Raw genomic sequence first — 11,856 nt, 5'->3', positions numbered from 1 at the left:
TATAAGGAGCGCAGCCATGACCTTGACCGCAACCGCCGCCGTGCGCGCCGTGCGCAGTCTACTGTTGCCGATCACGGATCATTTGTTGCTGTTGCCGAACGCAGCGGTGGCCGAGATCATTCCCTACGAGGAGCCCGACCCGGTGGCCAAGGCACCGGACTGGATGTTGGGCATGCTACTTTGGCGTGATCGCAAGATCCCGATGATCTCGTTCGAGGCGATATGCGGCGCGCCGCGCCCGGTCCCCGGTCCCCGGGCACGGCTCGCGGTCATTAACGTTCTGGAAGGATCGCAGGATCCGCCGTTCTACGCCCTGGCCATTCAGGACTTGCCGCACTTGGTGCAGGTGGAGCCGGACGGAGTGCGCGTGGTGGAAGTGCCGAAAACCACTCATCCGGCAGTTCGCCAGATGGTAGAGGTCTATGGAGAGTTCGCCCAGATCCCGTCTCTGGAAACGCTGGAAGCGATGGTACGCAACGTCTTTTTTTAGCTGAGTCCTCAGCAGGACTCCGGCGGCGGCGCGCTCGCGACGAACGCCGCTGAGGAATCCGGGCCAGGAACCCGCGGGACAATTCCCCCACGCAGCCGCTTATCCCGCATCGCCCCACAGGGTTTGAAGGGCGGCGAGGGCGGCGAGCGTCGCGGTCTCGGTGCGCAGGATCCGCGGGCCCATGCGGGTGCCCCGGAACCCGGCCTTACGTACGGTGTCTTTCTCGTCTGGGCTGAATCCGCCTTCGGGGCCGATGACCAGCACCACGCCGTCGACTGGACGCGGTAGCTGGGCGAAGCCCGCCGGGGCGTCTGGATCCAGATACCAGCGGTTTCCCGCTGGCACCTCTGGGATCCACTGGTCCAGCGGCATCGGATCCAGGAGTTGTGGAAGCCGCGTGCGTCCGCACTGTTCGCAGGCGCTCTCGACGATCCGTTGCCAATGGCTGCGCCGCTGCTCACGCCGCGCGCCCTCCAGCCGCACCACGGTGCGCTCGGTAATGAGGGGAACGATGCACGCCACCCCCAGTTCGACTGCCTTCTGAACGATGTAGTCCATGCGTTCGCCACGCGCAATGCCCTGCCCGAGGGTGATGGCGAGCGGGGACTCGTTGTGCCGTTCAACGGCGGCGATGATCCGTGCGCAGCCGCCGCGTTTGGGGTCGCCGGTCAATTCTGCGTGATATTCGCTGCCGTCTCCATTGAACAGGATCAGCTCTGCCCCCGGCCGCAGACGCAGCACCCGAGTGGTGTGACGCGCTGCACTGGGGTCCAGCTCGACACTCAGGCCCGGCGCCAGGGGCTGGGGTACGTACAGCCGGGGCACGCGCATGCTCGGATCGCTCTTGATGGGCGGCGTTCACAGGCCGCTGAAAAGGCCGTTCCCGGCGTTTCAGCGGAGCGCGGCGAGGGCCTTGTCATAGTCGGGCTCCTCGGCGATTTCCGGGACCATCTGGGTATAGACGACCTTGTCGTTCTTATCCAGCACCACTACCGCCCGGGCGGTGACGCCGGCGAGGGGGCCATCGGTGATTAGCACGCCGTAGTCCTTGGCAAAGGTCCGGCCGCGCATCAGCGACAAGGCCACCACGTTGCCCAGCTTCTCTGCGGTGCAGAAGCGCTTCTGGGCGAACGGCAGGTCGGCGGAGACGGTGAGCATCACCACGTCCTTCCGGTCCTTGGCGAATTCGTCGAATTTACGCGTGGAGATCGCGCATACCGGCGTGTCCAGGCTGGGGACGATGTTCAGCAATTTCTTTTTGCCCTTGAAGTCCGCGAGGCCGCGGTCGTTGAGCTCCGCGTCCGTGAGGCGAAAGTCCGGGGCCTGCTTCCCGACCTGCGGCAGGTCGCCGCTGGTGTGGATGGGGTTGCCCTTGAGTGTAATGGTCGCCATGATCATCCTCCTGATTCGACACGGTGGGCGGTCGCGATCCATGGGCAGGGGTGCCGCGGATCCGCGGTCGCGGTTTAGATCTTCGGCTGCACCGGGCAAGGGAGCACGGTGTGTTTGGACAGGATCCGGCCGAGGTGCCGGGCATAGGTATCCAGGTCCTCATCGGTACGTGCTTCGGTGGCGCACACCAGCAGCGCATTGCCCAACTCCGGGTAGTCTCCACCCAGGTCGTAGCCGCCCACCAGGTCTTGGGCGGCCAGGGCCCGCAGCACCTCGCCGGTGGGTGCGTCGAGGCGTAGCACCGACTCGTGGAAATAAGGGCCCGGGAACACGCGGCTCACACCGGGTATCGCGCACAGCCGCTCCACCAGTGCCTGAGTGTTGGCGTGGCAGGCGGCGGCGACGCGCTCCAGGCCTTCGGCGCCCAGCAATGCCATATGGATGGTGGCGGCGGTGACCGCCAGACCCTGGTTGGTGCAGATGTTCGAGGTCGCCTTGGAGCGGCGGATGTGCTGCTCGCGGGCCTGCAACGTCAGCGTGTAGCCGGTCCGGCCATCCAGGTCCACCGTGCGTCCCACCAGGCGCCCCGGCATCTGGCGCACGAAGTTCTGTTTGCAGCACAGGAAACCGAAATAGGGGCCGCCGGAGGACAGCGGAATGCCGAGCGGCTGGCCCTCACCGCAGACGATGTCCGCGCCGCTGCCACCCCATTCCCCCGGCGGTTTCAACATCGCCACCGCTACTGGGTTTACCACGCCGATCACCAGGATGCCCCGGGCGTGGGCCCAGTCGGTGAGGGTGTCGACCTCTTCCAGCATGCCGAAGAAATTGGGATAGGGAATGACCAGCGCCGCGTACGGCGCGCCATCGTGCTGGTCCAGGGCCTGCTGCGGGATCCGCCCCTGGTCCGGCGCGTAGGGCAGTTCCACCAGTTCGATCTGCTGATTGCGCACGATGGTATGCACCACCTTGCGGTACGCCGGGTGTACGGCGGACGGCATCAGGATACGCCGGGACGAATGGTTGCGGTTTCCACGCACCGCCATCAGCACCGCCTCGGCGAGGGCCGAGGCCCCGTCGTAGAGGGAGGCGTTAGAGACCTCCATCGCGGTGAGCTGGGCCATCATGGTCTGATACTCGTAGAGTACCTGTAGCGTGCCCTGGGACGCTTCCGCCTGGTAGGGGGTGTAGGCGCTGTAGAACTCGCCCCGGGTAGTGAGTTCCCATACCGCGGCGGGCACGTGGTGATCATAGGCGCCGGCGCCGGCGAAGCACAGCGGACAGCCGTCCTGGTTGGCGCGGTCACGCATGATGCGCGTGACCTGCGCCTCGTTCAGACCCTCCGGGATGCGGTCCAGCCGCCCGCTGCGCAACGCCGTGGGGATCTCGTCGAACAGGTCGTCGATGCGCTGTGCCCCGATGACTTGCAGCATTGCGCGGATATCGTCTTCGGTGTGGGGAATGAATGGCATACGGATGCAGGCTTCACAGGATCGGTTGTACGGGGGCGGATGGGTTCACAAGCCCGCGGGTAGCCAGCCTGCCGGCCGGCATCGCGGGGCGTCAGTGCTCTTCCGTGGCGAGGAAATCCCGGTAGCCGTCGACGTCCATCAGGTGTTTCAGTTCGGCGGGATCGCTGGGGCGGATGCGCAGCAGCCAGCCAGCCTCGTAGGGGGCTTGGTTCACCTGCTCCGGGTGATCGGAGAGGGCCGCGTTGGATTCCACGACCTCTCCGGAGACCGGCGCATACACGTCGGACGCGGATTTGACCGATTCCACCACCGCGCAGGCCTCGCCCGCCTGCACCGCGCGCCCGGTGTCCGGGACTTCTACATAAACCATGTCGCCCATCTGGTCCTGGGCATGGTCAGAGATTCCGACCGTCACGGTGCCATCGTCCTGGACCCGCACCCACTCGTGGGTCTTGGCGTATTTCAGATCGCTGGGAAGTTCGCTCATATTTAATCTCGTCATGCCCCGGGCGGCTATGGGCCCGGATGTCGGGGGTTATCCAAATTCCGTGGCCACGCACGGCTTGCCGTTGCGCACGAAGGGCGGCTTCACGATTCGCGCGGGCACCAGTTTGCCACGAATCTCCACCCTGCACGAGCCACCGGCGCCGGCTGGTACCCGGGCGTAGGCAATGGCCCTGGACAGGGTGGGCGAATAGCCGCCACTGGTCACCTCGCCCGCGCCGCCGCCTTCCACCAGGACCCTCTGGTGATTACGCAGCACGCCCTTGTCCTGTAGCACCAGTCCCACGAGTCGGGGGTGCGGCGCGCTCTGCTGGGCGGTCAGGGCCGCGCGCCCGATGAACGCCCGTTCCGGTGGATCCCAGGCCACCGTCCAGCCGAGGCCCGATTCCAGCGGCGTGGTGGCGGCGTCCATGTCCGCGCCGTAGAGATTCAGCCCCGCTTCCAGGCGCAGGGTGTCGCGGGCCCCCAGTCCGCACGGGGCCACCCCTGAGGAGCGTAGACGTCCCCAGAAGTCGCTCGCCTGTTCCGTGGGCAGGATGACCTCGAAGCCGTCTTCGCCCGTGTAGCCGGTGCGCGCTACGAACCAGCCGTCCGCCTCGACACCGTGAAAGGGCGCGAGCTCCCGGGCCGGGTCGGCCACGGCGGCGGGCAGCAGCGCGTGCGTCTTTGCGCGCGCGCCGGGCCCCTGGATGGCGATCATGGCCACGTCCCCGCGTTCTTGGATGCGGACGCCGAAGGCCTCGCCCTGGGCCTCGATCCATGCGCGGTCGGTGTCCCGGGTGGCGGCGTTGACCACGATGCGGAAGTGGTGCTCAGTCAGGAAATAAACGATCAGGTCGTCGATGACCCCGCCTTTCTCGTTGAGCATGCACGCGTAGAGCGCCTTGCCGGGTTGCTTGAGCCGGTTGACGTCGTTGGCCAGCAGATGGCGCAGGAACGGGCGGGTCTGCGCCCCCTCGAGATCCAGGACCGCCATGTGGGAGACGTCGAACATGCCGGCATCGCGCCGGACCTGGTGGTGTTCATCGATCTGAGAGCCGTAATGGAGCGGCATGTCCCAGCCGCCGAAGTCCACCATCCTGGCGCCAGCATCCAGGTGCTGGGGATAGAGTGCGGTGCGTCTGCCCATCGTCCTACCTGTGTTTGCGGCGCCGGGTCCTATCCTAGGACCCGATACCCGGTGAGAAAGCGGCAGAGTGTCCGTACCCGGCGTCATGTGCGCCCATATTTCCGGCCCGGTCCGCGCAATATACCGACCGCCGTGGGTCATGCCAAGGTAACGGGTCGGTTCGGGGGTCCAGGGTGGTCAGCGGGTGGCGCGACGGGCGAGCAGTTGCACCACTGCGGCGGGTCCGCGGTGGCCGGTGCCCTCCGCCAGTTCGCGGCGGGTCTCGATCAGGCGGAGGTCTCCGGCACGCGTGAAGTCCGCCGCGAGCAGTGCCTGGGTATACAGCAGTTCGGCCGCCGGCGGCCCGCCGGAAGACAGCTGGAGTTGCGCCGGGTGGAACGCCTCCAGGATCAGGAGTCCGCCGGGTTTCAGGGCGGCGAGCATGGCGTGGTGTACCCGTGCGCGCACCGCGGGCGGCAGATGCACGAATAACGCCGCCACCACGTCGAAGGCCGATTCGGGCCAGTTCCAGGAAGCCAGATCGGCGTGTTCGGTAGTGAGTCTGACGCCGCGGGCCGCGGCCAGCGCGCGGGTCTTGCGCAGGCCCTGAGCCGAATAGTCCACGGCGAGCACGTCCAGACCCTGCTGGGCGAGCCAGACACCATTGCGCCCCTCCCCGTCGCCCACTGCCAGCGCCCGCATACCGGTGCGCAACTGCCCGGCCTGGGCTACGAGGAAGTCGTTGGGCTCGGTCCCGTAGCAATAACCGGGGCCTTCGTAGCGTCCATCCCAGAACGTGGAATCCACTGCGGCCTCCCGCGGCCCGACACCGGCCCGACCGCGATTACTTAACAACGAACACCCCTCCAAAAGCAACGACAGGCCAGGGCGGCCTGCCGTCGGGTTGCGACCTGTCCCGGAGCGTCTCCTACCCCGGGGCGAGGGTGGGTTCAGGCGGCGTGGCTCTCCTTGGCGCGCCGCGCCGCGGCGGCCTCCGTCGGGCTGTACCCTTTGCCCTGCCACAGCAGGGTATAGGCGATCTCCTCGTTTCCGTTTTCACAGAGGTCCAGTACCTGCTGGAACAGGGGTTGGAACTCGGCACTGCGGTGGGACGCCTCGTGTTCCTGGAAGGAGCGCCAGAAGGTTACCACCAGGGCCTCACGGCCCTTCATGGGGTTCTCCACTGCCTGCCCGATGCTCGACCCCTCATTGGAGATCTGCCCGCTGTTCAGGGCCACGAATCCGCCGACGAAGCCGGTATCGGAGTGATAGGTCTTGACGTTCTCGCACAGCAGCGCCACCCGTTCCTGAAGGTCCTCTACCGTGTATTCGGGCTTCAGAATCACCCGGTTCACGGTCACGACGCCGTCATAGGGAAAGCTGGGAATCAGGCTGGACATGGTACACCTCCTAAAAATACTGGTGATCGGATAAGATTCACTTATGATTTAAGTATATCACCGTATTCTTATATATCAAGCCGGACCCAACGCCCCGTGCCACAGGGCGTCTCCGTTGGCCTGCTGCCCGGGTTTGTGCCTGGAGGGGGGCCGGGTACCGACCGGCGGACTGCGACCCCGTGCGTACCGTTATCCTATTGAATAAGCAGGAAAAGTGCCTCGTTTCCTCGTTGCAGATTGAACAGCAGGGCCCCGTGGCCCCGGCGCGCGGCATTTTTCAGTTCGCCGACCCCATGCAGGGGTTGGTGGTTCAGGGAGACCACCTGATCATTGCGGCGCAGCCCGGCCTGCCAGGCGGGGCTGCCGGGTTGTACCGAGACCAAGACGACCCGTGCCCCAGAGTCGTTCCCGGTCAGGTCCTGCTGGGTATCCCCGAATACCGCTCCGGCGAGGCGCGGATCCACCCGGCTGCCGTCCAGGGTCTCCAGTTTGGGAGCGGTGATGACGGCCTGCAGGGTCCGGGGCTGTCCGTTGCGCAGCACCTGCAGCGTTACGGTTTCGCCCACCTGAAGCAACCCGATGGCGTTGCGCAGTTCCGCGGAGCGGTTTACTGGGTGGCCGTTGACTGCAACCACCACGTCCCCGACCTGCAGGCCCCCGCGGGCCGCCGGGGAGTCCGGTGTCACGCGGGTGATTACCACGCCGCGCTGGCGTTGGACATTGAATGCCTGGGCCAGACGTGGGGTCAGGTCCTGGGCGCTGATCCCCAGTTGTCCGCGGCGCACCTGACCGTAGCGGATGAGCTGATCCATGACCTGGCGGGCCATGTTGATGGGAATGGCGAAGCCGATCCCGATGTTGCCTCCGGCAGGGCTGAGGATCGCGGTGTTGATCCCTACCAGCTGCCCGCGCAGGTTGACCAGCGCACCGCCGGAGTTGCCCGGGTTGATGGACGCGTCGGTCTGGATGAAGTCCTCGTAACCTTCGATCCCGAGTCCGCTGCGTCCCAAAGCGCTCACGATCCCGGAGGTCACGGTCTGGCCGAGGCCGAAGGGGTTGCCGATGGCCACTACGAAATCGCCCACCCGCAGGGCGTCGGAGTTCCCCAGGCGGATCGCCTTGAGTCCGGCCGCATGCACCTGGATCACCGCCACGTCGGATGCCGGATCGGTGCCGATCAGCTTGGCAGGCAAACGGCGCCCGTCGCGCAGGGTCACCATGATCTTGTCGGCGTTGGCGATCACGTGGTTATTGGTCAAGATGTAGCCGTGCTGGGCGTCGATGATTACCCCGGAACCGATATCCTGGCGCTGTTCCTCCTGAGGTGCGTTGGGGAGGTTGAAGAACCGGCGGAAGAAGGGATCCTGTAGCAACGGGTTCTGGACTTGGACATGGCCGAGCGCCGTGACGTTGACCACCGAGGGCGTGACCTGTTCCAGCATGGGGGCCAGTGAGGGCAGTGGCTTTCCGTCCACTATCGGCGGCATTGCGGCAGCGGCGGGCAGCGCCCAGACCACCAGGGCCAGGAGCAGCACAGCCATGGAACCCCGCGTGGCGGGATGCTTCGTTGAATTGGACATGACGGTCTTCCCTTGTTTTTGATGGGGCTGGCAGCGCCGGCCGCTAAGCGGACGCTACGCCGAAGGCCCCGGAAACGGGTCGCGTCCCCTTGTAGTGACCCGCGGGACCGGCATGGGTTCCCGGTGAATCCGTTGCGGGACGCGGTCACGCACCGGATGCCCACGCGGGTCGGGAGTCTGGCACGGCCCGCGCGCGGCGGCAGTGGCGGCCGGAACCCCGCATCGAAGGCGGGAATCCGGACGTCGTGGCCACTACATCTTGTGGCCCGACCGTTTTGTGCCCTTTCCCTGGGGGCCAATAAAAAATTCGAATGATTCCAACGGCGTATTTATAAATACGTTTAAAAACAGATAATTATACTTGTATCCTCAGGGTCCTCCGGGGCTTGACAGGCCGGGCGCACAAAGAATAACTTTCTGAAAGGCACAAGATCTAGTGTCGTTGGGCCAGGGGACCTTCCCGCCCCCCTGGTAACGCCGCAACCGGAGCCCGGCCCCGCCGGACGTGTTCCTCCGGTCGAGGGAAGCAGCAGCCGCGTCATCAAAACCAGAGGGGGATCCATCTAAGATGAAAACCGCACAGCTGAGTGTGGTGCCGAGCACCGTCGGCGAAATCCCGTACCAGGAGGCTTCCCGGGACATCTGGGACAAAAAATACCGTCTCAAGGCCAAGGATGGGACAGTGGTCGATGCGACCATGGATGACACCTACCAGCGGGTGGCGCGGGCTCTGGCGGAGGTGGAGGCTACCCCGGAGGGCGTCGAGTCCTGGTACGAGCATTTCCTGTGGGCCCTGCGCCGGGGCGCGATTCCCGCCGGGCGCATCACGTCCAATGCCGGTGCCCTGGCCTACAAACCCTCCACGTCCACCATCAACTGCACGGTGTCCGGCAACGTGCGCGACTCGATGGACGATATCCTGGGCAAGGTGCACGAGGCGGGGCTTACCCTGAAGGCGGGCTGTGGGATCGGCTATGAATTCTCCACGCTGCGCCCGCGCGGCGCCTACGTCTGCGGCGCCGGTGCCTATACCTCCGGGCCGCTGTCCTTCATGGACATCTACGACAAGATGTGTTTCACCGTCTCCTCCGCCGGAGGCCGGCGCGGCGCCCAGATGGCGACCTTCAGCGTCGGGCACCCGGACGTGGTGGAGTTCGTGCGCGCCAAGCGTGAGAACGGGCGCTTGCGCCAGTTCAACTGCTCGCTGCTGGTCACCGAGGAGTTCATGGAGGCGGTGAAGCAGGACGCCCCCTGGAAACTGGCGTTTCCGCTCTGCCGCCAGGAGGTGGAGACCGACGGCGTCGACCTGGACGACGCGGAGCATGTGATCTGGCGCGACTGGCCCATCAAGGAGGGCTACATCGCCAACGCCCGCGGCCAGGTCGCCTGCCGCGTATATCGTACGATCCGCGCGCGGCGCCTGTGGGACGTCATCATGTCGTCCACCTACGATTACGCCGAGCCCGGGTTCATCCTGATCGACAAGGTCAACGAGATGAACAACAATTGGTGGTGCGAGGACATCCGCGCAACCAACCCCTGCGGCGAACAGCCGCTGCCGCCTTACGGCTCCTGCCTGCTCGGCTCCGTGAACCTCACCAAGTTCGTACGCGAGCCCTTTACCGAGCGCGCGCGGTTCGACTGGGAGGAATACCGCCAAGTGGTGGCGATCTTCGCCCGCATGCTGGACAACGTGGTGGAGATCAACGGACTGCCCTTGGAGGCCCAGCGCGGCGAGATCTACCGCAAGCGGCGCCATGGGATGGGCTACCTGGGCCTCGGTTCCGCGCTGACCATGCTGCGTATGCGTTACGGCGCCCCCGAGTCCCTGCAGTTCACCGATCGCGTTACCCGCGAGATGGCGGTCACCGGTTGGGAAGCGGCCCTGGAGTTGGCCCGCGAGAAGGGTCCGGCCCCGATCATGGAGGAGATGTTCGCCGTGACCGAGGAGATGCTTGCCAAGCGGCCCGAGATGCGTGCCGACGGCTACCGGGTGGGGGACCAGGTGCCGGGCAAGGTGCTCCATGCCCGCTACAGCCGCTACATGCAGCGCATCGCCGAGGTGGCGCCGGAACTGGTGGAGGAGCTTGCCTCGGTCGGGGCGCGCTACACCCATCACACGTCCATCGCGCCCACCGGCACCATTTCGTTGTCGCTGGGCAACAACGCCAGCAACGGCATCGAGCCGAGCTTCGCCCACCACTATTTCCGCAACGTGATCCGTCAGGGGCGCAAGACCAAAGAGAAGGTCGACGTGTGCTCATTCGAGCTGCTGGCCTACCGGAGCCTGGTGAACCCCAAGGCCATGCCCACCGCGGAATCCGACGAAGAGCGGCTGCCGGATTATTTCGTCACCTCCGAGGACATTACGCCCACGCAGCACGTGGATATCCAGGCCGCCGCCCAGAAATGGATCGATTCGTCGATCTCCAAGACCGCCAACGTGCCGACGGACTATGCCTACGAGGACTTCAAGGACACCTATCTCTACGCCTACGAGCAGGGCCTCAAGGGCTGTACCACTTTTCGCTTCAATCCGCAGGCGTTCCAGGGGGTATTGGTCAAGGAGAAGGACCTGGCCGCCACTACCTATCGCTTTACGCTTGAAGACGGCTCGGTGGTAGAGGCGAAAGGGAACGAGGAGGTGGAGTATGACGGGGAGATGCACACGGCGGCGAATCTCTTCGACGCGCTGAAAGAAGGGTATTACGGGAAGTTCTAGCACGCATTTCGCGCCGGTGTCCGCCGCAAGGGCGCCGGCGCGACGGGATAGGAACTGGATTTGAAGGGCGTCCGCCGGGAGCGGGCGCCGCATCGGAGAGCAGGTCATGACGATCAAGATCGACACAAAGATTGCCAAGTACGAAGTGGTGACCGAGGAGCCGGAGACGGATTCCGGGGCGGCTGGGCCGGCTGACGATGTGTCCAACATCATCCACATGCACGAGAAGGTGGAGCGCCCCGAGGCCCTGATTGGATCCACCTACAAGGTGAAAACCCCGCTCTCCGAACATGCCTTGTATGTCACCATCAACGACATCACTCTGAACCCTGGCACCGAGCATGAACTGCGCCGCCCCTTCGAGATCTTCATCAACTCGAAGAACATGGACCACTTCCAGTGGATAGTGGCCCTCACCCGGATCATCTCGGCGGTGTTCCGCAAGGGCGGCGACGTCACCTTCCTGGTGGAGGAGATGCGCTCGGTGTTTGATCCCCGCGGCGGCTATTTCAAGAAGGGCGGGGGGTTCATGCCATCCCTGGTGGCGGAGATCGGCGACGTTATCGAGCGCCACCTGCGCATGATCGGGCTGCTCAAGGATGACGGGCTCGACGATCACCAGCGCCGTTTTGTGGAAGAGAAGCGCGCCGAATACGAGGCGTCCCGCAGCGCGGGCGGGGCGGTGGACGGCGAAGTGGGCGCTACCTTCCCCGACGGTGCGCAGCTCTGTGCCAAGTGCCAGACCAAGGCCGTAATCCTCATGGACGGCTGCCTGACCTGCTTGAGCTGTGGGGATTCCAAGTGTTCCTGACGGGTTGGTGTTCGTTACCTCATGAAATGTTGTGGGTGTGACCATAAGCTGCAAATCTGCGGGCATAAGCTGCAAATGGTGCGACCATAAGTTGCAAATTCGGGGGGCGTTGCTTAGACGCCCCCAATTTTGATCCTTGTGAGGAAGGTGTTAGAGCCAAGTCATTCTTGATGCATGACCCGGATACGGGCCGCGGTAGGGAACATAGGAATCAGCATTGCAGACCGGTATCCGGAAGCCCAACTGGACGGCGGGTAAAATTGGGAGGCGGGTAAAATTGGGACACCCACAATTTATCGCCCTCAAACTGACGCCCGACCCGAAACCAGAAGACGTATTCCGCTACACGGTCACGCGGGCCTCCCGAAACATCTGCG

The 11,856-nt window shown here is 64.9% G+C and carries 11 protein-coding genes; 3 read left to right on the top strand and 8 right to left on the bottom strand.

The genetic code is table 11. The annotated features are described in order from the left end of the window. The first annotated feature begins 16 nt into the window (after positions 1-16). Positions 17-490, top strand: a complete 474-nt coding sequence (locus tag B7Z66_10425; GenBank protein OYV76009.1) for a hypothetical protein — start codon at positions 17-19, stop codon at positions 488-490. Positions 491-589: 99 nt separating this feature from the next. Here B7Z66_10425 and B7Z66_10420 read toward each other — a convergent pair whose 3' ends face one another. From B7Z66_10420 to B7Z66_10385, 8 genes are all read right to left on the bottom strand, one after another. After that, positions 590-1,321, bottom strand: a complete 732-nt coding sequence (locus tag B7Z66_10420; GenBank protein OYV76008.1) for a 16S rRNA (uracil(1498)-N(3))-methyltransferase — start codon at positions 1,319-1,321, stop codon at positions 590-592. A 60-nt stretch (positions 1,322-1,381) separates the two neighbouring features. Next, positions 1,382-1,882, bottom strand: a complete 501-nt coding sequence (locus B7Z66_10415; GenBank protein OYV76042.1) for a lipid hydroperoxide peroxidase — start codon at positions 1,880-1,882, stop codon at positions 1,382-1,384. A gap of 74 nt (positions 1,883-1,956) precedes the next feature. Beyond that, positions 1,957-3,354, bottom strand: coding sequence for a glycine dehydrogenase (aminomethyl-transferring) (locus B7Z66_10410; protein ID OYV76007.1), 1,398 nt, complete (start codon positions 3,352-3,354; stop codon positions 1,957-1,959). Between the two features lie 91 nt (positions 3,355-3,445). Then, positions 3,446-3,841: a glycine cleavage system protein H gene (locus B7Z66_10405; GenBank protein ID OYV76006.1), complete on the bottom strand. Its 396-nt coding sequence runs from the start codon at positions 3,839-3,841 to the stop codon at positions 3,446-3,448. Positions 3,842-3,889: 48 nt separating this feature from the next. Continuing rightward, complete coding sequence (locus B7Z66_10400) at positions 3,890-4,987, bottom strand: glycine cleavage system protein T (protein OYV76005.1); 1,098 nt, start codon at positions 4,985-4,987, stop codon at positions 3,890-3,892. Positions 4,988-5,164: 177 nt separating this feature from the next. Continuing rightward, positions 5,165-5,773 (bottom strand): SAM-dependent methyltransferase, encoded by a 609-nt coding sequence (locus tag B7Z66_10395; protein OYV76004.1) that lies wholly within the window; start codon positions 5,771-5,773, stop codon positions 5,165-5,167. A 143-nt stretch (positions 5,774-5,916) separates the two neighbouring features. Further along, positions 5,917-6,366: a ligand-binding protein SH3 gene (locus tag B7Z66_10390; GenBank protein ID OYV76003.1), complete on the bottom strand. Its 450-nt coding sequence runs from the start codon at positions 6,364-6,366 to the stop codon at positions 5,917-5,919. Between the two features lie 194 nt (positions 6,367-6,560). Beyond that, entirely contained in the window at positions 6,561-7,907 is a 1,347-nt protein-coding gene (locus B7Z66_10385) for a serine endoprotease DegQ (protein ID OYV76041.1), read from the bottom strand. Between the two features lie 607 nt (positions 7,908-8,514). Between B7Z66_10385 and B7Z66_10380 the strand changes: the two genes are divergently transcribed. Both B7Z66_10380 and B7Z66_10375 read left to right on the top strand, forming a co-directional pair. Further along, positions 8,515-10,668 carry a ribonucleoside-diphosphate reductase, adenosylcobalamin-dependent gene (locus B7Z66_10380; GenBank protein OYV76002.1) on the top strand — a complete coding sequence of 718 codons (2,154 nt, stop codon included), beginning with the start codon at positions 8,515-8,517 and terminating at the stop codon, positions 10,666-10,668. A 106-nt stretch (positions 10,669-10,774) separates the two neighbouring features. Beyond that, positions 10,775-11,479 carry an NrdJb gene (locus B7Z66_10375; GenBank protein OYV76001.1) on the top strand — a complete coding sequence of 235 codons (705 nt, stop codon included), beginning with the start codon at positions 10,775-10,777 and terminating at the stop codon, positions 11,477-11,479. The last annotated feature ends 377 nt before the right edge of the window (positions 11,480-11,856 follow it).

It is taken from the genome of Chromatiales bacterium 21-64-14 (assembly GCA_002255365.1).
GTDB lineage: Bacteria > Pseudomonadota > Gammaproteobacteria > 21-64-14 > 21-64-14 > 21-64-14.
Note: the sequence above shows the minus strand (reverse complement) of the source record. Positions and strands in the feature narration are given on the sequence as shown.